Annotated in this window: 22 protein-coding genes; 13 read left to right on the top strand and 9 right to left on the bottom strand. The window is 72.8% G+C overall.

The window, feature by feature from the left end:
• Nucleotides 1-203: 203 nt before the first annotated feature.
• The 6 genes from ACP4J0_RS06910 to ACP4J0_RS06885 all read left to right on the top strand — a co-directional run bounded on the left by ACP4J0_RS06910 (nucleotide 204) and on the right by ACP4J0_RS06885 (nucleotide 6,074).
• A complete protein-coding gene (locus tag ACP4J0_RS06910) occupies nucleotides 204-1,013 on the top strand; it encodes an ABC transporter ATP-binding protein (RefSeq protein ID WP_426597712.1) in 810 nt (269 codons plus the stop codon).
• A complete protein-coding gene (locus tag ACP4J0_RS06905) occupies nucleotides 1,010-1,810 on the top strand; it encodes an ABC transporter ATP-binding protein (RefSeq protein WP_426597711.1) in 801 nt (266 codons plus the stop codon). Before ACP4J0_RS06910 ends, ACP4J0_RS06905 begins: the two co-directional genes overlap by 4 nt.
• Nucleotides 1,807-2,703: a branched-chain amino acid ABC transporter permease gene (locus tag ACP4J0_RS06900; RefSeq protein ID WP_426597710.1), complete on the top strand. Its 897-nt coding sequence runs from the start codon at nucleotides 1,807-1,809 to the stop codon at nucleotides 2,701-2,703. Before ACP4J0_RS06905 ends, ACP4J0_RS06900 begins: the two co-directional genes overlap by 4 nt.
• A complete protein-coding gene (locus ACP4J0_RS06895) occupies nucleotides 2,696-3,832 on the top strand; it encodes a branched-chain amino acid ABC transporter permease (protein WP_426597709.1) in 1,137 nt (378 codons plus the stop codon). The genes ACP4J0_RS06900 and ACP4J0_RS06895 overlap by 8 nt, the downstream gene beginning before the upstream one ends.
• A complete protein-coding gene (locus ACP4J0_RS06890; RefSeq protein ID WP_426597708.1) occupies nucleotides 3,829-5,109 on the top strand; it encodes an ABC transporter substrate-binding protein in 1,281 nt (426 codons plus the stop codon). Before ACP4J0_RS06895 ends, ACP4J0_RS06890 begins: the two co-directional genes overlap by 4 nt.
• A 146-nt stretch (nucleotides 5,110-5,255) precedes the next feature.
• Nucleotides 5,256-6,074, top strand: a complete 819-nt coding sequence (locus ACP4J0_RS06885; RefSeq protein ID WP_426597707.1) for an SAM-dependent methyltransferase — start codon at nucleotides 5,256-5,258, stop codon at nucleotides 6,072-6,074.
• A gap of 71 nt (nucleotides 6,075-6,145) precedes the next feature.
• Here the strand turns inward: ACP4J0_RS06885 and ACP4J0_RS06880 are convergent, their stop codons facing one another.
• The gene (locus ACP4J0_RS06880) at nucleotides 6,146-7,066 is read right to left on the bottom strand and encodes a helix-turn-helix domain-containing protein (RefSeq protein WP_426597706.1); all 921 of its coding nucleotides are present in this window, start codon (nucleotides 7,064-7,066) and stop codon (nucleotides 6,146-6,148) included.
• A gap of 140 nt (nucleotides 7,067-7,206) precedes the next feature.
• A complete protein-coding gene (locus ACP4J0_RS06875) occupies nucleotides 7,207-7,434 on the bottom strand; it encodes a DUF397 domain-containing protein (RefSeq protein WP_426597705.1) in 228 nt (75 codons plus the stop codon).
• 358 nt (nucleotides 7,435-7,792) lie between these two features.
• On the opposite strand from ACP4J0_RS06875, the gene ACP4J0_RS06870 reads away from it, so the two are divergent.
• The 4 genes from ACP4J0_RS06870 to ACP4J0_RS06855 all read left to right on the top strand — a co-directional run bounded on the left by ACP4J0_RS06870 (nucleotide 7,793) and on the right by ACP4J0_RS06855 (nucleotide 11,376).
• Nucleotides 7,793-8,179, top strand: coding sequence for an ATP-binding protein (locus ACP4J0_RS06870; RefSeq protein ID WP_426597704.1), 387 nt, complete (start codon nucleotides 7,793-7,795; stop codon nucleotides 8,177-8,179).
• Between the two features lie 28 nt (nucleotides 8,180-8,207).
• Nucleotides 8,208-8,756, top strand: coding sequence for a hypothetical protein (locus ACP4J0_RS06865; protein ID WP_426597703.1), 549 nt, complete (start codon nucleotides 8,208-8,210; stop codon nucleotides 8,754-8,756).
• Nucleotides 8,757-9,042: 286 nt separating this feature from the next.
• Nucleotides 9,043-10,812 carry an ABC transporter ATP-binding protein gene (locus tag ACP4J0_RS06860; RefSeq protein WP_426597702.1) on the top strand — a complete coding sequence of 590 codons (1,770 nt, stop codon included), beginning with the start codon at nucleotides 9,043-9,045 and terminating at the stop codon, nucleotides 10,810-10,812.
• 300 nt (nucleotides 10,813-11,112) lie between these two features.
• Nucleotides 11,113-11,376 carry a DUF5133 domain-containing protein gene (locus ACP4J0_RS06855; protein WP_426597701.1) on the top strand — a complete coding sequence of 88 codons (264 nt, stop codon included), beginning with the start codon at nucleotides 11,113-11,115 and terminating at the stop codon, nucleotides 11,374-11,376.
• A gap of 66 nt (nucleotides 11,377-11,442) precedes the next feature.
• Here the strand turns inward: ACP4J0_RS06855 and ACP4J0_RS06850 are convergent, their stop codons facing one another.
• Nucleotides 11,443-12,411 (bottom strand): GlxA family transcriptional regulator, encoded by a 969-nt coding sequence (locus ACP4J0_RS06850; protein WP_426597700.1) that lies wholly within the window; start codon nucleotides 12,409-12,411, stop codon nucleotides 11,443-11,445.
• A gap of 205 nt (nucleotides 12,412-12,616) precedes the next feature.
• Between ACP4J0_RS06850 and ACP4J0_RS06845 the strand changes: the two genes are divergently transcribed.
• The gene (locus ACP4J0_RS06845) at nucleotides 12,617-13,102 is read left to right on the top strand and encodes a hypothetical protein (RefSeq protein ID WP_426597699.1); all 486 of its coding nucleotides are present in this window, start codon (nucleotides 12,617-12,619) and stop codon (nucleotides 13,100-13,102) included.
• A gap of 108 nt (nucleotides 13,103-13,210) precedes the next feature.
• Entirely contained in the window at nucleotides 13,211-13,426 is a 216-nt protein-coding gene (locus ACP4J0_RS06840; protein WP_210958264.1) for a hypothetical protein, read from the top strand.
• 27 nt (nucleotides 13,427-13,453) lie between these two features.
• Here ACP4J0_RS06840 and tgmB read toward each other — a convergent pair whose 3' ends face one another.
• The 3 genes from tgmB to ACP4J0_RS06825 form a co-directional block, all read right to left on the bottom strand.
• A complete protein-coding gene (gene tgmB / locus ACP4J0_RS06835) occupies nucleotides 13,454-14,440 on the bottom strand; it encodes an ATP-grasp ribosomal peptide maturase (RefSeq protein WP_426597698.1) in 987 nt (328 codons plus the stop codon).
• Between the two features lie 16 nt (nucleotides 14,441-14,456).
• Nucleotides 14,457-14,648, bottom strand: coding sequence for a putative ATP-grasp-modified RiPP (tgmA, locus tag ACP4J0_RS06830; protein WP_426518949.1), 192 nt, complete (start codon nucleotides 14,646-14,648; stop codon nucleotides 14,457-14,459).
• Nucleotides 14,649-14,767: 119 nt separating this feature from the next.
• The gene (locus ACP4J0_RS06825; RefSeq protein ID WP_426597697.1) at nucleotides 14,768-15,091 is read right to left on the bottom strand and encodes a YkvA family protein; all 324 of its coding nucleotides are present in this window, start codon (nucleotides 15,089-15,091) and stop codon (nucleotides 14,768-14,770) included.
• A 533-nt stretch (nucleotides 15,092-15,624) separates the two neighbouring features.
• Between ACP4J0_RS06825 and ACP4J0_RS06820 the strand changes: the two genes are divergently transcribed.
• A complete protein-coding gene (locus ACP4J0_RS06820; protein WP_426597696.1) occupies nucleotides 15,625-16,800 on the top strand; it encodes a hypothetical protein in 1,176 nt (391 codons plus the stop codon).
• Nucleotides 16,801-16,866: 66 nt separating this feature from the next.
• On the opposite strand, the gene ACP4J0_RS06815 is transcribed toward ACP4J0_RS06820, so the two are convergent.
• From ACP4J0_RS06815 to ACP4J0_RS06805, 3 genes are read right to left on the bottom strand one after another with little or no spacing between them, the layout of a single operon-like run.
• The gene (locus tag ACP4J0_RS06815) at nucleotides 16,867-18,996 is read right to left on the bottom strand and encodes a xanthine dehydrogenase family protein molybdopterin-binding subunit (RefSeq protein ID WP_426597695.1); all 2,130 of its coding nucleotides are present in this window, start codon (nucleotides 18,994-18,996) and stop codon (nucleotides 16,867-16,869) included.
• Between the two features lie 25 nt (nucleotides 18,997-19,021).
• The gene (locus ACP4J0_RS06810; protein ID WP_426597694.1) at nucleotides 19,022-20,014 is read right to left on the bottom strand and encodes an FAD binding domain-containing protein; all 993 of its coding nucleotides are present in this window, start codon (nucleotides 20,012-20,014) and stop codon (nucleotides 19,022-19,024) included.
• Nucleotides 20,011-20,574 (bottom strand): (2Fe-2S)-binding protein, encoded by a 564-nt coding sequence (locus ACP4J0_RS06805; protein WP_426597815.1) that lies wholly within the window; start codon nucleotides 20,572-20,574, stop codon nucleotides 20,011-20,013. Before ACP4J0_RS06805 ends, ACP4J0_RS06810 begins: the two co-directional genes overlap by 4 nt.
• Nucleotides 20,575-20,954 lie beyond the last annotated feature (380 nt).

Genomic DNA, 20,954 nt, shown 5'->3' with positions numbered 1-20,954 from the left:
GCCGGTGCGGGCCCGCCCTGGATCGCACAGTCCTCGGCGGACCGGGGCGCCCGGTCTGGGCGTCCGCACAGAGTCTCCGGTCCGGGACTGGGACGCCGCAGCGACCCGGGCCGCAGCTCTGTACCGCCACCGGCGCGCGTGCTGTCGTGAGCTCCCCCTTTCCCGTCACCGTGCCGGACCCGGCACGGTCCGAAGGAGCCGTGATGCCCGCAGCACCACCGGACGGCGAACCCGCGCTGCACGTCGAGAGCCTCGACGTGACGTACGGGCGCGCACTGTCCGCTCTCCGTTCCGTGTCCCTGACCGTCCCGCACGGCGGCGTCGTCGCGCTGCTCGGTGCCAACGGCGCCGGCAAGACGACGCTGCTGCGGGCCGTGTCGGGCACACTGCGCCTGCACCGCGGCGCGATCACGGCCGGCCGCGTCCGCTACGGCGACACGGCCCTCGACGGCCGGGACCCGGTCGCCGCCGTACGCGCCGGAGTCGTGCAGGTACCCGAGGGCAGGCGGGTGTTCGCCGGTCTCACCGTCGACGAGAACCTGCGGGCCGGCGGGCTCGGTCTCAACCGGCGCGCCCCGGCGCAGGTCCGCGAGGCCCGGGAGCGGGTCTTCACCCTCTTCCCGCGGCTCGCCGAGCGCACGCGCCAGGCCGCCGGCCTGCTGTCCGGCGGCGAGCAGCAGATGCTGGCCATCGGCCGGGCCCTGATGGCCGCACCCCGCCTGCTCCTCCTCGACGAACCCTCCCTCGGCCTCGCCCCGCTGATGGTGGACCGCATCGCCGAGGTCGTCCGAGAGATCAACACCCAGGGCACCGCCGTACTGCTCGTCGAACAGAACGCCGGCATGGCGTTGTCCCTCGCGGAACACGCCCACGTCCTGGAGGTCGGCGAGATCCGGCTGTCGGGGCCCGCCGGTGAACTCGCGCGCACGGACGCCGTACGCCGCCTCTACCTGGGCGAGACCACCGAGACCACCGAGACCACCGAGACCTCCGATGGCAAGGGGGCCGCGTGACCACCCGTACCGCGGCGCCGCCCGCGCTCGAGGTCAGCGACGTGACCGTACGCTTCGCCGGCCTGGTCGCCCTCGACGACGTCTCCTTCACCGTCGCCCCGGGCACCGTGCACGCCGTCATCGGCCCCAACGGCGCGGGCAAGTCCACCTGCTTCAACGTCCTGTCGGGGCTGTACCGGCCCACCGCCGGCACGGTACGGCTCGGCGACGCCGAACTCACCCGGCTCGCCCCGCACAGGATCGCCGCCCTCGGGGTGGCCCGTACCTTCCAGAACATCGTCACCACCCAGGGCACCGTCGCCGACAACCTGATGCTCGGCCGCCACGCCCTGTCCCGCGCCGGCTTCGCGGCCAGCGCCCTGCGTCTGCCGCGCGCCGTGCGCGAGCAGCGCGACCACCTCGCCAAGGCCCGTGAGATCGCCGAACTCACCGGCCTGGGAGCCCACTTCGACGCACCCGTCGCCCTGCTGTCCTACGGCGACCGCAAGCGGGTCGAACTCGCCCGCGCCCTCTGTCTGGAGCCCCGTGTACTGCTGCTCGACGAACCGGTGGCCGGCATGAACGCCGCCGAACGCACCCGCATGACCGAGGTCGTCCGGGAGATCCGAGCCGAACTCGGCCTGTCCGTCGTGCTGGTCGAGCACGACATGGGCCTGGTCATGCGGCTCGCCGACGAGGTCACCGTCCTCGACTTCGGCAAGGCCATCGCCCACGGCACCCCCGACGAGGTCCGCCGCGACCCCGAGGTGCTGCGCGCCTACCTCGGCACCGGCACCACCGGGGAGGACGCGGCATGACCGGCTTCCTCGACAACCTCCTCAACGGCCTCGCGCTCGGCTCGGTCTACGCCCTGATCGCGCTCGGCTTCGTCACCATCTTCAAGGCGTCCGGCGTCCTGAGCTTCGCCCACGGCTCGCTCCTGCTGCTCGGCGGCTACCTCGTCGCCGTCCTCCACGACGACATCGGCTTCGCCGGGGCGCTGGCCGTCGCGGTCCTCGTGACGGCGGCCGTGGCCGGGGTGCTGGACCGGCTGGTGCTGCAGCGCGTCGGAACCGACCCGCAGGCCGCCCACGTCCAGACCATTGTCACCATCGGCATCGACATCGTCCTGGTGACCGACCTGGCCCGGCGCATCGGCGGCGATCTGCTGCCGCTCGGCGACCCCTGGGGCAACTCGGTGACCGACCTGGGCCCGGTGACCGTCGCCGACAGCCGCATCGCCGCGATCCTGGTGTCCGCCGTGGCCATCGGCGGCGCCTTCGCCCTCTTCCGGTTCACGCCCTGGGGCCTGTCGCTGCGCGCGGCGGCCGAGGACGGCGAGGCCGCCGCCCTCATGGGCGTACGGCTGACCCGCGTACGCACCGTCGCCTGGTGCCTGGCCGGCGGACTCGCCGCGCTCGCCGCGGTCTTCCTGGTCGCCTTCCCGGCCCCGGGACTGGAGCGCACCACCGGGCAGATAGCCCTGAAGGCCTTCCCGGCCGCCATCCTCGGCGGCATGGCCTCCCCGGTCGGCGCCCTGGTCGGCAGCATGCTGATCGGCCTCACCGAGGCCTTCGTCGCCGGCTACCAGTCCGACCTGCACGTCCTCGGCGAGGGCTTCGGCGACGTCGCCCCGTACGCCGTGATGGTGCTGGTCCTCCTGGTGCGCCCCACCGGACTGTTCGCGGCGAAGGGAGCGGCCCGTGTCTGACCTCCGCTCGGTCCTCGTGAAGCGCGGCGGGCTCCTGCTGCCCGCCCTCCTCCTGTGCGCCCTGCCCTTCTACCTGGACGCGTTCTGGCTGCGCATCGGCCTGTTCTCCATGGCCGCGGCGATCGGTGCCGTCGGGCTCGGCCTGCTCAGCGGCACCGCGGGGCAGCTCTCCCTCGGCCACGCCTTCTTCCTCGCCGTCGGCGCCTACGGCTACGTATGGCTGGCGGGCGAGAACGGACCGGGGCTGCCGCCCGCCGTCGCGCTCGTCCTCGCCGTGCTGCTCGCCGGGGCGGCGGGCGGACTGTTCAGCCCCGTCGCCGGCCGGGTGAAGGGCATCTACCTGGGCGTGGCCACCCTCGCCCTGGTCTTCCTCGGTCACCACGTCCTGCTCACCGCGGACTCCGTCACCGGCGGTTTCAACGGCAGCTCGGTGCCGCCTCTGGAGCTGGGCGGGTTCACCTTCGCCGAGTCCGACCCGGAACTCACCGTCCTGGGTGTACCGTTCGGCGCCGAGGAACGGCTCTGGTACCTGGGCCTGGCCCTGTTCGCGCTCACCTGGTTCACCGCGCGCGGACTGCTGCGCGGACGCCCCGGGCGGGCCCTGGTGGCGCTGCGCGACAGCGAGACCGCGGCGTCCGTGATGGGCGTGCACGTGGCGAAGTACCGCTCGGCCGCGTTCGTCGTCTCCTCGATGTACGCGGGCCTCGCCGGCGTCCTGCTCGCGCTCTCCTTCCGCCGCGTGGTACCCGACTACTTCTCCCTCCTCCTCTCCGTCGACTACCTCGCCATGATCGTCATCGGTGGCCTCGGCTCCGTGGCCGGAGCCACCGCCGGCGCCGTGTTCGTCACCGCGCTGCCCCTGCTGATGACGCGCTACGCCGACCAGTTGCCGCTGGTGGCGGCCCCCGGATCCGGCGACGGCTCCATCGGCCCGACCGAGGCCTCCCGCTACCTCTACGGCGCGGCGATCGTCGTGATCCTGCTCTACGCCCCCGACGGCCTGCACGGGCTGGCCCGCCGCACCCGCGCCCGCCTGCGGCGCAAACCACCCGTCACCGACCAGTCCGACGCCTCAGCAACACCCCGGACCCCCGACACCACCGCACGAGCCAAGGAGCCCACCCCGTGAACGTCACGCACACCAGGCCCCGCACCACCCGGACCGCCGCCCTGGCCGCGGCACTGGCCGCCGTGCTGCTCGCGGGCACCGCCTGCAGCACCAAGGGGGACGGCGGGAGCACCGACGACGCCGCCGACGGCGTCAAGGCCGGTCCCGGAGTCAGCGAGAAGGCGATCAAGCTGGGCGCGCTGACCGACCTCACCGGCCCCTACGCCACCCTCGGCAAGTCCATCGTGCAGGCCCAGCAGATGTGGGCCGACGAGACCAACGCCGCGGGCGGCATCTGCGGGCGCAAGGTCGAGATCGTCGTCAAGGACCACGGGTACGACGTGCAGAAGGCGGTCACCGCCTACGCCGACATCTCCCCGGACGTCGTCGCCCTGCCCCAGGTCATCGGCTCGCCGGTGGTCGCCGCCCTGCTCGACGACATCCAGCGGGACAGCATGCTGACCTTCCCGCAGGCCTGGGCCGCCTCCCTGCTCGGCATGGACGCCGTCCAGGTCCTCGGCACCACCTACGACCTCGACATGATCGCCGCCGTCGACTTCCTCACCCGCACCAAGAAGATCGCCAAGGGCGACACGATCGGCCACGTGTACTTCGAGGGCGACTACGGCGCCAACGCGCTGGAAGGCTCCGAGTGGGCCGCCGAGCAGGCGGGGATCAAGGTGGCCGGCCAGAAGATCAAGGCCACGGACACCGATCTGACCGCGCAGGTGTCGGCGCTGAGCAAGGCCGGCGTGAAGGCGGTCCTGATCAGCGCGGGCCCCGCCCAGACCGCCTCCCTCGCCGGCGTGGCCGCCGCCCGGGGCCTGACGGTGCCGATCGTCAGCAGCGCTCCCGGCTACTCCCCGCAGCTGATGAAGACTCCCGCGGCACCGGCGCTGGAAGCCATGGTCCACGTGGTCAGCGCCGCACCGGCGGTCAGCTCCGACCTGCCGGGCGTCAAGAAGATGGTCGCCTCCTACGGCAAGAAGTACCCGGGTCAGCCGGTCGACTCCGGCGTGCTCTCCGGGTACAACGCCGCCCAGCTCATGGGAGCCGACCTCGAGAAGGCCTGCGAGGGCGGCAGTCTCACCCGCGAAGCAGTGGTGAAGGCGCACCGTTCGCAGAAGAACGCCGACACCGGCCTCGGCACGCCGCAGAACTTCACCTACGTGACCGAGCCTGCCAGCCGGTCCACCTACGTGCTGAAGCCCGACGCCAAGGCCGTAGGCGGCCTGGTCGGAGTGGAGGAGGCCCACCAGGCCCCCGGCGCCGACGCGTACCTGGCCGCCCGCGGCTGACCGACCTGAGCGGCCGTCAAGTGGCCTGCCGCACCGCCCTCTTGACGGCCGCTCGGTCCGACCACTGGTTTCCCTGAAGACCAGGTCCCTAGGATGTACTCTCTGTCATGCCGGTGCAGTTGGCGCGGTACGGAGCTGGGGGAACGATGCAAGCCGACAAGCAGTTGTCCACGGAGATCGACGCCAACGTGCCCACGGCCGCGCGCATGTACGACTACTACCTGGGTGGCAAGGACAACTACGCGGCCGACCGGGCGGCGGTCGGGGAACTCGACAAGGTCGTCCCCAGTACCCGCCGGCTCGCGCTGAACAACCGGCGCTTCCTGCACCGGGTGGTGAGGACTCTGGCGGAGGAGTACGGCATCCGCCAGTTCCTGGACCACGGCTCCGGCCTGCCCACACAGGACAACGTGCACCAGGTCGCGCAGCGCGTCGCCCCCGACTCCCGCGTCGTCTACATAGACAACGACCCGATGGTGCTGGTCCACGGTCGGGCGCTGCTCGACCAGAACGACCGGACCGCCGTCATCCACGCCGACATGCGTGCGACGGAGGAGATCCTCTCCCACCCGGACACCCGGCGCCTGATCGACTTCTCGCAGCCGGTGGCCGTGCTGTTCAACTCGGTCTTCCACTGCATCCCGGACAGCGACACCGACGGTCCGGAGGCGGTCGTCCGCCGTGTGACCGAGCGGCTGGTGCCCGGGAGCTACGCGGTGATGTGCCAGCTGGTCAGCGAGGACGCCGAGGTGCGGAAGTACGTCACGGACTTCATGAACCAGGTGACGCGGGGAAGCTGGGGCCGGGTGCGCGAGCCGAAGGACGTCGAGGCCCTCTTCGAAGGCATGGACATCATGGATCCCGGCCTGGTGGAGGTCTCCACCTGGCGTCCGGACAGTGAGGTGGTGCCACGCCAGCTCACCGACGAGTGGATCGAGTTCGGCGGTCTGGGCCGCCTCCGCTAGTGGAGTACACGCCGACGCGTGCACCGGGGCATGCACGAGGCGCGCGGCCCCGCTCCGCCGACGTCGCTTGGCTACTTCGCGGGGTAGCGCTGCTCCATCGTCTCGCGCAGCAGCTCCAGTGACTCGCGCGGCGTCAGCGCCTCGTCGGCCAGGCGGTCCAGCGCGACCCGGTACTCCTCGGTCTCGTCGCGGTCCTCGAGGAAGTTGGCGCTCTTGATGTGCTCCAGATAGACCACGTCCGGCAGATCGATGCCCCCGAAGCGCAGATAGGTGACGGGTATCGCGGGTGCCGACGCGTTCGTCACGTCCAGCGGCACGATCTGCAGCGTCACATGGGGTTGTCCGGCCATCTCGACGAGGTGCGTGAGCTGTTCCCGCATGACCTCGCGGCTGCTCAGCACACGCAGCAGTACGGACTCGTCGATGATCGCCCAAACCTGCGGGGCATCGCCGCGGCGCAGCAACTCGGCGCGGCGCATGCGCAGTTCGACCCGACGCTGGACCTCACCCGCCGACGCGTTCGGCAGGCCCCGCTGGACCACGGCCCGGGTGTAGGCCGCCGTCTGGAGCAGGCCGGGGACGTACTGGATCTCGAAGGTCCGGATGGTCGCCGCGGCCTCCTGCAGGCCGACCAGACGGTCGAACCACTCGGGCATCAGACGTTTGTCGTACCGCTGCCACCAGCCCGGTTCACCGGCGCGCCGCAGCAGTTTGACCAGTACCGAGGCCTCGTAGGCGTCGGTGCCGTACCGCTCCAGCAGCGCGCGGACGTCGGTCTCCGTCGGGGGCCTGCGGCCCTTTCCCGACTCGATGCGGGAGAGCTTCGCCGCGCTGAACCCGAGCTCGCGTGCCGCCTGCTCCTGGGAGAGCCCGGCATCCTCACGGAAGCCCGCCAGCTGAACACCGATGAGCATCTTCAGCAGAGTCGGAGCCGGCTCGGCCCGGTCCAGATAGGGCTCGAGACGGGAGAGGCGATGCGATTCGGCGGACATCCTGGCTCCCAGCAGAGCGGCAGACTTGAGAAACCACACTATCTCATCGCCTCGGCGGCCGCTGCATATGCCGCTGAAAGACGGGTGGTTGGCCTTGGCTCGGGCCGCGACGGCCGACGCTCCTCGGTGACCACTCCGCCTCACAGCAGGTGGTCGAACTCGCCCTCCTTCGCCCCGGCGAGGAAGGCGGCCACCTCGGCGGAGGTGTAGACGAGCGCAGGACCGTCGGGATCACGGGAGTTGCGCATCGCTATGCCTCCGTCCACGAGGGCGACCTCTACGCAGTTGCCCTCGGCGTTGCTGTGCCGGCTCTTCGTCCAACAGGCGTTCAGCGAGCTGGCCTGCACTCCGTTGCGCACTGGTGGCACCGCGGTCTCCTTGTTGTGCGGGGGAGTCGGGTCGGGTTCTGTCGGTCCCCGCGCGCTCCCGTCCGATTTCTTTCGCGCAATTTCTCGTGCAATTGCACGCGAGCGCTGTCAGCGTGGATAATAGCCGTGGCGTCAACCCCCTGGTTGACGGCCCCTTCTGACGTCGCATCAGGGAGATGCCGTGCCGTTACCTGCGCATCCAACACTCCGGCCGCCCGGCGAACCCGCGTCGGAGGCAGGCGCGGCGAGCCGGTTCGCGAGGCTTCCGTGCGCGGCGCGATCGGCCGCCGGCCGGGACGGGGGGCGGTTCCCCGCCTCGCGTGGGGAGCGCTGCGCGCCGGGCGACGGTCTCGCTTCGGTGGTCCCTCGTATCGTGTGCGGGGGCGAGGTGTCCACCCGGGTCCGCCCGCGGGGCACTCGGGGCGGCCGGTCCTTCGGCCGGTACGCCGACCTCGTGTTCACCCGGCTCGCTCCCGACGCCGGGGCGAACGCCGGCCCGGAAGCGACGCCCGGCACGCTCGAAGCCGGGTCCGGACCCGCTCCGGACTCCGGCCGTCAGGCACCGGCCGTCTCCGATCACGGCGGCAACGCGCCCGTGTTCACCCCGTCCGGCGGCTCCGCGCCCCAGGAGCACGGACGCGGCCCGCACCGCGTCGACGCCCTCGCGGAGACACGGGGCCCGACCCCGGGGGCTCCGGCGCCCAGGATCCTCCGGGGCAAGTCGCCGACCCGTCCCCTCACCTGACCCGACTGCCGCGGAAGGGCCCCACACCATGCGCAGCGCTCCGACACCCGAGCCGAGCACCCAGCGCACCGACCGTCATACACAGCCGCCCGGCTCGTCCCGGCCCGCCGCGCCCCTGGCGGGGCTGGACGGCGTGCCCTGGAGCGAGATCCAGGACTCCAGCGGCTCGGCCGCGGCCATTCCCCGGCTGCTGCGCAAGGTCGCCCTGGGTGACGCGGAAACCGCCGGCGCAGCCCTCGGCGATCTGCGGAAACGCATCTGCCAGTACGGCTTCGTCGTGGAACAGGCGACCGCCGCCACCGTTCCCTTCCTGTGGGAACTGGCGCAGCGGCCCCAGGTGAGCTGCCGGGCACAGATCATCCAGCTGCTCAAGAACATCGCGGACGCCCGGCAGTGGGAGACCACCGCCACCGTCTACCCCAAACTGCTCAACCACCGGGAGAACCCCGTGGCATGGGAGCGCGCGGCACGGCAGGCCGTCCGTGCCCGGCGCGGTGAGCTGGATCGGCTGCTGGCCGAGGACGACAACGAGATCACGCGGGCCACGACCGAACTGGCTCGCACACTCGGAGACTGAATCCGGCACGGCGGACCGAGATCCGCACTCGGAGACCGAGACCCGCGCCCTCCACGGGGGAGAAGGCGCGGGTCTCCTTCCGGCGTACCGCGACGTGCCGACGTAGCGCCGCATCGACGCCGTGCGACGTACCGGCTCGACGCATCGACGTTCTGCCACGTACCGACGCATTGACGTACCGCGACGTACCGGCCTGCGGGACGGTGTGGCGTACTCCTTGCCGAAGAGGTAGGAAAGCGCGGGAAGAAAGCGCTTGCCCCACTCGGTCACCAGGAGGACCACGTCGATGGCGTCGCCGCCCGAAAAACCGCTCGACCACCGCTACCGGGGCGAACACCCCATACGCACGCTCGTCTACCTGTTCCGCGCCGACCGCCGCCGCCTGGCCGGCGCGGTCGCCGTCTTCACCGTCAAGCACAGCCCCGTCTGGCTGCTGCCCCTCATCACCGCGTCCATCATCGACACCGTCGTCCAGCACGGCCCGATCGGCAACCTGTGGACCAGCACCGGGATCATCATGTTCATCCTGGTGGTCAACTACCCGCTGCACCTGCTGTACGTCCGCCTCCTGTACGGCAGCGTGCGCCGCATGGGCACCGCTCTGCGCTCCGCGCTGTGCACCCGCATGCAGCAGCTCTCCATCGGCTACCACTCGCGCGTCAGCGCCGGCGTCCTGCAGGCCAAGGTCGTGCGGGACGTGGAGACGGTGGAGCAGATGGTCCAGCAGACCGCCGAGACGGGGCTCGGCGCGTTCACCGTGCTCACCGGCGGCCTCGTCATCATCGCCGTGCGCACACCGGAGTTCCTGCCCGTCTTCCTCGTCGTCGTCCCCGCCGCCTCCCTCCTCGTGGCCCGGCTCCGCGCCCGGCTGCGCACCCACAACGAACACTTCCGCCACGAGGTCGAGGCGCTCTCCTCCCGGGTCACGGAGATGACCCGGCTCATCCCCGTCACCCGCGCCCACGGCCTGGAAGGCAAGGCGCTGCGCCGCATGGACGGCACCCTGGACCGCCTGCTGACCTCCGGCAACCGCCTGGACCTGGTCAACGGCCGCTTCGGCTCGCTGTCCTGGGTCGTGCTCAACGTGGTCGGCGTGCTGGTCCTCGCGGGCGCCGCGCTGATCTCGTACTACGACGTGTGGGGAGTCACGGCGGGTGACGTCGTCATGCTCAGCGCCTTCCTGACCACCCTCACCAACTCCACGACAACGTTGGCAGGGCTGGCCCCGGTCATCACTAAGGGGCTGGAGTCCGTCCGTTCGGTCGGCGAGGTGCTGCAGGCTCCCGAGCTGGAGGACAACGAGGGCAAGGCAGAGCTCACCTCGCTGCGCGGAGCCGTCACCTTCGAGGGCGTCGGGCACGTCTACGAGAGCGACGGGCGGCCCGCGGTCAGCGACTTCACGCTCGCGGTCCGGCCCGGCGAGACCATCGCGCTGGTGGGCGCGTCCGGGGCGGGCAAGTCCACCGTGCTCAACCTGGTCATCGGCTTCCTGCGGCCGACCTCGGGCCGGCTGCTGCTCGACGGCACCGACATGAACACCCTCGACCTGCGCACGTACCGGCGCTTCGTCTCGGTGGTGCCGCAGGAGTCGATCCTGTTCGACGGCACGATCCGGGAGAACGTCGCCTACGGCATGGACGACGCGGACGAGGAGACGGTACGGGCCGCACTGCGCGACGCCAACGCGCTGGAGTTCGTGGACCGGCTGCCGCAGGGCCTCGACACCCTGGTCGGAGAGCACGGCGCACGGCTCTCCGGGGGCCAGAGGCAGCGCCTGGCCATCGCCCGGGCCCTGATACGGGACCCCAAGGTGCTCATCCTGGACGAGGCCACCTCGGCGCTGGACACCCGCTCGGAGGCGCTCGTCCAGCAGGCGCTGGCCCGGCTGCTGCGCGGACGCACCACGTTCGTCGTGGCGCACCGGCTGTCCACCGTGCGGGGCGCGGACCGGATCGTGGTGATGGGTGACGGCCGGATCGAGGAGACCGGCACCCACGAGGAACTCCTGGGCCGGGGAGGGGCGTACACGGCACTGCACAGCGGCCAGGTCGCCTGACGGGCGCTTCGGCGTCCCGGCGGACCCGCGTCCCGGCGGCCTCGCGGCCCGGTGGCCCGGTGTCCCGGCGGACCCGCGGTCCGGCGGTCCGCGCCTCGGACATCCGGCCCCGGCCGGTGCCGTGCCGACAGCCCGGCGGTGAGGTCCGCCGGTCGGGCCGGCCTCCTCCTCGTGCAGGGGAGGTCTCCCGACCGGACAGGAAGCGACGAAATTTCGTCAATTGCGAGCAAGGGTGCGCACGGTGTGAATGCTTCGGGCGGGTTCGGGCATACGCAGCGAAACTCGAGAGAGGGGCGCTTCGTGCTCGAACCGGACCCGAAGGTCGTCAGGAAGTTGCTGACGCGGTACGCGTCACTGCGGATCGCTCAGGCGGAGGGGGAGAGGCCGGCGGCGGCGCGCGAGCTGGCGGACGTCAGCTACACGCTGTGCGTGATGATGGCGACGACCGGCATCCACGACGCGGTGGCCAAGGCGGACGCGCTGCTGCTCGCCAAAGGGCGGACGCCGGGCGCCGTCCGCGCGGCGGAACCGGACGGGGAGAGCGGCCTGTCGCTGGCCGTGTGACACCGCGTACCCGGGCCCGCCTCGAGGATCGGACCGACGGCTCCGGGCCGATCCGCAAGGCGGGCCCTACGCGCGGCCCGCCGGGGTGGCCGGCTTCCCGTGGAACGCCGCGCGGTAGGCGTTCGGAGTGGTGCCGACCACCCGGCGGAACCGCTCCCGGAAGGCGGTGGGGGAGCCGAACCCCGCCTGCCGCGCGATCCGTTCGACCGGGTGGTCGCCGTTCTCCAGCAGGTACTGCGCGCGCCGCACCCGTGCCCGCAGCAGCCACTGCAGCGGCGTGGTGCCCGTCTGTTCGCGGAACCGGCGGCTGAGGGTGCGCTCGCTCATGCCCGAGCGCGCCGCCATCGCCCCGAGGGTGACCTCCTCGGCCAGGTTGTCCTCGATCCACTCCAGCAGCGGCTCCAGGTCCGAGCCCCGCGGCACGGGCGGACGCTCGTGCACGATGAACTGGGCCTGCCCGCCCTCCCGTTCCAGCGGTACGACGCACATCCGGGCGGCATGCGCGGCGACGGCCGACCCCAGGTCCCGGCGGATCATGTGCAGGCACATGTCCAGGCCGGCGGCGGCCCCCGCCGAGGTGAGGATCTGCCCGTTGTCGACGTAGAGCACGTCCGGCTGCACCTCGACGCGCGGGTAGCGGCGGGCCAGTTCCGCCGCGGCGATCCAGTGGGTGGTGGCCCGCAGCCCGTCCAGCAGCCCGGCCTCCGCGAGGACGAAGGCGCCCACGCACACCGAGGCGATCCGCGTGCCGGCACCGGCCGCCCGCCGCAGCGCCGCGAGAACACGGTCCGAGGGCGGGCCGTGCTCCTCGGAGCGGCCCGGCACGATGATCGTGTCGGCGGACTCCAGTGCCTCCAGACCCCGGTCGATACGGAGGGCGAGCCCGTCCGTGCGCACCTCGGGCGACTCCGCGCACAGGCGGACCCGGTACGGGCTGCGCCCGTCGGGCAGCCGCGTCCAGTCGAACGTCTGCATGGGCGCCGCCATGTCGAACGGCACCACGTCGTCGAGGACCAGGATCACCACCGAGTGCATGGCCGCCACGATAGGCGGGTTCCCGCCGGGCGCAGAACCCCCGGCACAGCCCCTGTTCCGCCTCGTTGCGCCGGGCACCTCCTGGTGAGGGCCTTGGCGAGAATCCGTTGGAAGCTGTCGTTTCAGCCTCTGTGCGATCACCCGGCCGCTTCCTAACGTGGCTCCCACCGCATCGCCCGTCACTTGCCTTCCGGAGCCCCGACCGATGACCAAGATCCTGCTGTCCCTCCACGTCCTGGCCGCCATCATCGCCGTCGGGCCCGTCACCGTCGCGGCCAGCATGTTCCCGCCGGCCGCCCGACGGGCGGTGGTGGCGCTGCCCGAGGGGACCGGGGGCGGCACCGACGCGGGGGACGTGGGCACCGTCCGGCTGCTGCACCGCATCTGCCGGGTCTACGCCGGCCTCGGCATCGCGGTGCCGGTGCTCGGCTTCGCCACCGCGGCGGCGATGGGCGTCCTGGGGGACGCGTGGCTCATCACGTCCATCGTCCTGACCGCGGCCGCCGCCGGCATCCTGGTCGCTCTCGTGCTGCCCCGCCAGGAGGAGCTCCTGGAGCAGCTGACCGACCGGCAGCCCGTCGAGCGCGCCCGTACGGCCCGGCTCGCCATGTTCACCGGCCTGTTCAACCTGCTGTGGGCCACGGTCACGGTCCTCATGATCGTCCGGCCCGGCTCCACGACCGGCGCGTGAGCGGCCGTCACCTCCTGGACCGAATGGACACGACCGGGTGGGCGGACGCCTAGACTGCTCAGTCGCGCCTCCGTACGGGGGCGGACGACACGAAAGGCACGTTGACGGGTGTTCCAGGATTCCCCCATCTACGACCGACTCGTCGCCGAACGCGGTGACGTTCCCGAGCAGGTGCGCCGGGACGCCGAGCGCGTGAGCAGGGAGCTGGAGGTTGTCATGCGCCCGTTGCGCTCACCCGGCCACCTGCCCGGCGCCGAACGGCAGCCCTCCCCGGGCGCCGGCTGGCAGCGCACCGCCCTGCTGCCCGGCCCGCGTCCGCACTGAGGGCGACGGCCGGGCGCGGTCCCGGCCTCACCCGGCGGCCGTGGTGCCCGGGTCGCCCCCGACCACCGGGTCCTCGGCGCCGGGCCGGGCCAGCCACTCGGCGATGGTGCGGGCGATCGGCTGACCCGTGTCCACCTCGACGAAGCCGAACTGCCCCGACTGGTTGCACTCCAGGAACCACCAGGTGCCGTCGCCGTCCTCGGCGAAGTCGAGGGCGCCGTAGGCCAGTCCCGCCGCTCGGAGGTAGGCGCGGACGGCCTCTGCGACGCGGTACGGCACCTCGGCGGGCCGCCACGGTTCGGGGGACGACGCGAAGCGGACGTCCACGTCGTCGGCGTCCGGACCCGCGAGGGTCGTCTTGCGCGCGGCCAGCAACTCGTCGCCGACGACGGTGAGACGGATGTCGGCGCGCTTGGCGACCCGGCGCTGCAGCAGCGTCGGGCCGTGGGCGACGGCGGAGAAGTCGGCCTCCGGGGAGACCCTGCTGGTCGGTACCGCCCGGGGCGGGTCCTGCGGGTGCGCGCCCGAGACGGGCTTGACCACCAGATCCGGGTAACGCTCCGCGAACTCCCGTGCCGCCCGCGGAAACGTCGTGATCAGCGTGGCCGGCACGGGCAGCCCGCACTGCTGCGCGAGACGCAGCTGCCAGGGCTTGTACCGGGCCCGGTGCGCCGCGTCGGGCTGGTTCATCCAGCGCGCGCCGCAGCCGCGGAGCATGCCGTAGAGCGCCTGCCCGGACTCCTCGGTCAGCCAGGCGGAGGGCTCGGCGGCCCGCGTGGCCGCGCCGCCCGGCCTGCGCACCCAGACGGACCGCAGCCCGCCGATGCTCACCAGGCGGCCCCCCGAGGACAGATGGCCCCGGAAGGCGCCGTGCACGAACTCGCCGGAGAGCGCGACGGTGTCGGTCAGGTCGGCGGGGTCCAGGCGGACCACCGGCACGCCCGACGCGTTCAGGTGCACGACCACCATGTCCGCGGTGACGTCTTCTTCACAGGTGAGGATCAACACAGTCATCGTCGACGGCCCGTGTTCAGTCGTCGAAGTGAGTCTTCGATCCCGCGGTGGAGGTCGTTGTCCCCAGTTCTCTCAGTAGCGCGTGGTCACAGGCGGCCACCCGCCCGTCCAGGAGCACGTTCAACTGCAGCCCGGAGTCGTAGACGTAGGGAGCCGTGGCTTCCAACTCCACTGCCGGCCGTGCGTAGTTGAGCGCGAACGGTTGCATCGTCTCTCCCTGGTCGGTGCTGCGCCGATCAGGCGAAGGTCCTTGTGCGCCGTCGCCTGGTCCGCCGACTTCCTTCGGCTTCCAGAGACTTATACGAATCGAACGGGTGAATGGTTTCCTTACGCAGCGTAGTCATGGGGCGGGCCGGTGCCCTTCCGCCCGTCCGCGGCGCCCCGGCGCCGGCCGAGAGAGCCGCGCGCCGAGCGCAGAGCGAGGAGCAGTACACCGACGTCGTCCAGGTAGACCGGATCGGGCACCAGGTCCGCCGGCAGCACCAGATAGAGGACGGCGCCCCAGAAGACCCACCGGGGACCCGTGGGCAGACCGGCTCGTTGGAGGTCCCGCCGGGTGCGGACCAGCCGCACCAGAACGCCGACCGCCGTCGCGAGGACGACCGCCGCGAGCAACACCGCCGCGGTGATCACCACTGTCGTCGTATCCACCCCGCCCCTCCTTAGGACGCGCGGTACGCGCCTGTTCTCTTCTCTCGGATGCCCGTTCGGCGCGGCGACAAGACCAGGAGGGCGGGTCTCTCATCCCTGTGGCCCACTCCAGTGGCACGGTGCGGTGGACGTGCTTAGTAATGGTCAGCACAGAGCGCGAGTCGCATGTCGGGGACGCAGGGCGGCCGCACCCCCACCCACACGGAGAGATCATGACTACCGGCTCTTCATCACCCCGTTCGCCCGAGTACGCCATATCCGCCGTGGACCTGCCCAACGGGGAGACGACCACGGCCACCGGCACGCACCCGGTGCACCCGCCGGGCGCGTCGGCCGACGCCGAGGCTCCGGCCGTTCACTCCTCGGCCGCCCGTGCGCCCGCCCCTCAGCAACCCGCCCACCGAGAACCCGCCCCTCAGGAACCCGTCCCCCAGACCCCCACGGCGGCCCCCGCAGCACAGGCCCCCGCAGCACAGCCCCCCGCACCGCAGGAACCCGCGCCCGTCCCACAGGAACCTTTCGGGCAGGAACCTTTGGTTCAGGAGCCCTCCGGCCAGGAGCCCTTCGCCCAGGAGCCCTTCGCCCAGGACCCCTCCGCCCAGGACCCCTCCGGCCAGGAACCCGCGGCCCTCGACGAAGCCGTGCGGGAGTACGGCGATCCCGTCGGCGACCTGGTCCGTGCCGCCGTGGCCGACCGGCCCCTGGAAGAGATCGTCGACCTGATCACGATGCTGGAGCAGTCCCCGCAGCACGCGCAGGCCACGATCGACACGCTCCGCGCGGTCGGCGTGAACCGGTCCGTGGAGGACGTCACCCGGCTGGTCGGCCTGCTGACCCGGCCGCCGCGCCACTCGAACAGCGCGGACGAGGCGATCCGGGCCGCGGCGGAGTGCCGCTCGGTGGAGGAGGTGACCCGGCTGATGGAACTGCTGCACCGCACACCCCTGGAACCGCACTGCGGGCACGAGGCCGTACGGGCCGCCGCCACCGGACGGCCCGTCGAGGAACTGGTCGAGCTGATCGGCAGGCTGGCCGAGGACGGACGGGTACGCCCGGACAGTCCCGGCGCCCGGCAGTTGCGGGCCGCCCTGGACGGGATCGGCGAGGACGACGGACCCGAGCCCGACACCCGCCCGGCGGGACTGGCCGGCGCGTTCGCCGTGGCCAACCGCGGCCGCGGACGTCGAAGGACACCGCGCCCGGCCCGCAGGACACCGGGCCGGGGACAGGTCCTGGACGAGGATCACCCCCCGCGTGACCACGACCGTACGGCGCGCCGGTCCGCCCGGGGCGCGGCCTGGCCGGCCTGGCTCACCGTCGCGGTCCTGGCCGGGTGCGGCGTGGCCTACTTCCCGCTGCACCAAGGCGGCGCCTCCGTCCGCGTCTACGGGGCCGCCCTCTGCCTGTCGGCGCTCTGCCTGACGCTGGCCCTGCTGCTGACCGTGCGGCCCGCCGTACCGCTGCTCGCCGCGGCGGTGGTGGGACCGGCGGCGCTGGCCGTGGCCAAGCTCTACGGCAGCGCGACACCCTCGGCGCGCGTGTCCCGGGCCATGGACCTCACGCTGGCGCCCACCTGGATCGCCGTCGCGGTCGCCGTGCTGACGTCGCTGATCGCGCTCGTGGCCCTGCGCGTACGAGTGGCCTCGCAGGCGCCCGCCAGGCGCTGGCCGGCCCACCCGGCGGCCGGAGCGAGCGGCGCCGTGGACTGACCGCCGGGCGTCCTTCGCACGCCACGTGGCCGGCACCGGACATCCGGCGCCGGCCACGTGCCGCGCTCACGTCCCCAGCATGCCCGCGGGATGCCCGTGTTCGAGCAGACCGGTGAGCACCCGGTCCGGAGTGAGCGGCAGTTCCCGGAAGCGGATGCCGGTGGCGTGGTGGACGGCGTTGCCGACGGCCGCCGCCGAGCCGACGATGCCGATCTCGCCGATCCCCTTGCTGCCCATGGGGTTGAGGTGGGCGTCGTCCTCGTCGACCCAGTGCGCCTCCACGGACGCCACGTCGGCGTGTGCGGGCACGTGGTACGAGGCCAGGTCGGACTCGGCGAAGTCGCCGAACGCCGGGTCCACCGTGCTGTCCTCGGTCAGCGCCATGCCCAGGCCCATCGTCATGCCCCCGATGAACTGCGAGCGCGCCGTACGGGCGTTGAGGATGCGCCCCGCCGCGAAGACGCCCAGCAGCCGCGTCACCCGTACCTCACCGGTGACCGTGTCCACGGTGACCTCGGCGAAGTGCGCGCCGAACGCGTGGCGTGCGAAGGGGCTCTCGGCGTCGGCGGCACCGGAGGTGTCCACGTCGGCCGCGATCCCCCCGTCGGGCAGCGGCCCCGAGTGCTCGGCCAGCCGGCCGGTCAGCCGGACGCACGCCTCGTGGACGGCCCACCCCCAGGAGGCGGTGCCGGAGGAGCCGCCGGCCATGGGCGCGAAACCGATGGCGCTGTCGGCGACGTCGATACGGACCCGGTCCAGCGGGACGCCGAGGGCGTCGGCCGCGATCTGGGAGCAGACCGTCCGGGCGCCCGTACCGATGTCGGTGGCGTTGACGCGCACCAGGAAGCCGCCGTCGGGCAGGGCCCGCGCCGAGGCGGCGCAGGGCGAGACCATGACCGGATACGTGGCCGCGGCCACGCCGGTGCCGACCAGCAGGGGACCGGCGCCGCCGGCCCCGGGGCGCGGATCGCGGTCCTCCCACCCGAAGCGGCGGGCACCCTCGCGCAGACACTCCACCAGATGCCTGCTGCTGAAGGGCTTGCCGCTGTCGGGCTCGGTGTCCGGCTCGTTGCGGATCCGCAGTTCCACCGGGTCCATGCCGAGTTCGACGGCCAGTTCGTCCACCGCGGACTCGAGCGCGTACATGCCGGGGCACTCGCCGGGGGCGCGCATCCAGGACGGTGTGGGCACGTCCAGCGGCGTGACGCGGTGGAGCGTGCGCAGGGCGGGGGTGGCGTACATGACGCGCGCCGGGACCGCCGCCTGTTCCACGAACTCCTTCACGCGGGAGGTGTGCGTCGTCACCTCGTGGACGACGGAGGTGAGCCGTCCGCCGGCGTCGGCGCCCAGGCGCAGCCGGTGCAGGGTCGGCGCGCGGTGGCCGATGACGGCGGGCAGGTAGCGGCGCGGCAGCGCGACGGTGACCGGACGGCCGGTCTCCTGCGCCGCCATCACGGCCAGTACCACGTCGGGTCGGGGTGTGCCCTTCGAGCCGAAACCGCCGCCCACGTGTTCCGACAGGACCGTGATCCGGTCCTCGGGAAGCCCGAACAGCCTGGCGAGTTCCGTGCGTACGGCGCTGGTGCCCTGGCTGGAGGAGTGCACCGTCAGCCGGTCCCCTTCCCACCACGCCGTGCTGGCGTGCGGCTCCATCGGGTGATTGTGCAGGGGCGGTATCCGGTACTCGACGTCGACGCGCGTCGGCGAGGAGGCGAAGGCACCGTCGGGGTCGCCGTGTCCGCTGACGGCCGGGAACCCCCCGTTGGCCGTCTCCGGGACGTACGCCTCCGGATGCGGGGCGGTGAGCGTCACGTCGTGGCTCTCCGCCTCGTACGTGACACGGACGGCGGCGGCACCGGCCCGCGCCGCCTCCAGTGTCTCGGCCACCACCAGGCCCACGAACCAGCCCCGGTGCGGGACGTGCGGGCTCTGCAGCAGGGCCAGGGTGGGGTCGTCCGGGTCCCCGAGCCGGGGCGCGTTCTCGTGTGTGAGCACCGCCAGTACGCCCGGAAGGGCCAGCGCGGGAGCGGTGTCGACGCCGGTCACCCGGCCCCGCGCGACCGCCGCCGGGACGGGCCAGGCCTGGGCGCGCCCGGGGGCGTCGAACTCGGCGGCGTACCGGGCGGTGCCGGTGACCTTCTCCCGTCCTTCCCGGCGCTCGACTGGAGCGCCCAGGACGGTCTCGGTGCCGGTCATGGAGTCCTCCTCGTGGACGCCGGGGTCAGGTCGTGGCCGGCGGGGCGAGCCGGCCCAGTACGTCCAGGGCCAGCCGGCGGGCCAGCGGCACCTTGTAGGCGTTGTCCCGCAGCGGCTCGGCGGCGGCCAGTTCCAGGTCGACGGCGTGCTCGAACGCCGCCGTCGTGGGCGCCGCGCCCACCAGCGCGTCCTCGGCCCGCCGCGCCCGCCAGGGCCGGTGCGCCAGCGCGCCGAACGCGATCCCGGCGCGGTCCACCACTCCGTCCTTCAGGTGCAGGACGGCGGCGACGGACGCCAGGGCGAACGCGTACGACGCCCGGTCGCGGGCCTTCCGGTACGCCGACGGCAGTCCGGCCGTGGCGGACGGCAGGAGCACGCCGGTGATCAGCTCGCCGGGGTGGATCTCCGTGTCCCGCTCCGGATGCTGCCCGGGCAGCCGGTGGAAGTCGGCGGCGGGCACGCTCCGGGTGCCCTCGGGGCCGTGCAGCTCCACGCGCGCGTCCAGGGCGGCGAGCGCCACCGCCATGTCCGAGGGGTGGGTGGCGATGCACTGCTCGGAGTGACCGAGCACGGCGTGGTCGCGGTGGACGCCCTTCAGCGCCCCGCAGCCGGTGCCGGGCTCCCGCTTGTTGCAGGGCTTGGAGAGATCCTGGAAGTAGGGGCAGCGGGTGCGTTGCAGCAGGTTGCCGCCCGTGGTGGCGGAGTTGCGCAACTGTCCCGAGGCGCCCGCCAGCAGGGCCTGGGAGAGAGCGGGGTAGCGGTCGCGGACGGCGGGGTGGGCCGCGAGGTCGCTGTTGCGGACCGTGGCGCCGACGCGCAGCGCGCCGTCGGGCAGCTCCTCCACCGCGTCCAGCGGCAACCGGGTGACGTCGACGAGGGCGGCGGGCGTCTCCACGCCGAGCTTCATCAGGTCGACGAGGTTGGTGCCGCCGCCGAGGTAGCGGGCGCCGGGGTGGGCGGCGAACGCGTCGGTGGCCTCCTCGACGCTGCCGGCCCGTACGTAGGCGAAGGGCTTCACGGGATCACGTCCTCGACCGCGTCGGCGATGCGCGGATACGCACCGCACCGGCACAGGTTGCCGCTCAGCCGCTCCCGGATCTCCTCCCGGTCCAGCGCGACGGACTCGCCGGAGGGCGTCCGGGGGTCGGTGACGTGGGACGGGTGCCCGGCCGCGGCCTCGGCGAGCACGCCGACCGCGGAGCAGATCTGACCCGGGGTGCAGTACCCGCACTGGAAGGCGTCGCGCTCCAGGAACGCCCGCTGCACCGGATGCAGTTCCTCGCCGTCCCCGGCGAGGCCCTCGACGGTGGTGATCTCGCAGCCGTCCAGGGCGACGGCGAACAGCAGGCAGCTGTTGACGCGCCGCCCGTCCACCAGGACCGTACAGGCGCCGCACTGCCCGTGGTCGCAGCCCTTCTTGGCGCCCGCGAGCCCGAGATCCTCTCTCAGGAGGTCCAGCAGGACCCGGCGGTGGTCGACGGTGAGGGTGTGCGGTTTTCCGTTGACGTGGAGTGTGGTCTGTGAACGGGACGACTCCGGTGGTGAAGAGGGGGCGGCGTCCTCGTGCTGGCTGACCATGGCGTCGGTGACCTTCCGGGACGGTCCGTGCTGCTGTTCCGTCCGCGTATCCACGTCGCGCCCGCTGACACGTGAGGGTGCCCTCAGTCGGCTGCGGGCCACCGCCGGACCGGCCGGTGGGCGGGACCGGGACCACGTGATCCGGGGACGTACACCGGGCCGGCTCGTCACCCGCCGGACCGCGGCGACGGGGTCTCGTACGCGCCGCGCACGACGTGCGGGCAGCGCGCGCCCCCTCCGGCCGGGACGGCGGACAGGCGCCTCGACGCCGACGTCGTCATCGGGCCGCCGGTGGTCGGGTCGCGGCTGCGTACGCCCTCGGCGCGGCGGCGCGCTTGCCGCGACAGGGACGGCCGTTCCAGGGACGGCCGCCGAGTCCA

The organism is Streptomyces sp. WG7 (genome assembly GCF_049975785.1).
Classification (GTDB): Bacteria; Actinomycetota; Actinomycetes; order Streptomycetales; family Streptomycetaceae; genus Streptomyces.
This window is presented reverse-complemented; position numbering and strand designations above follow the sequence as displayed.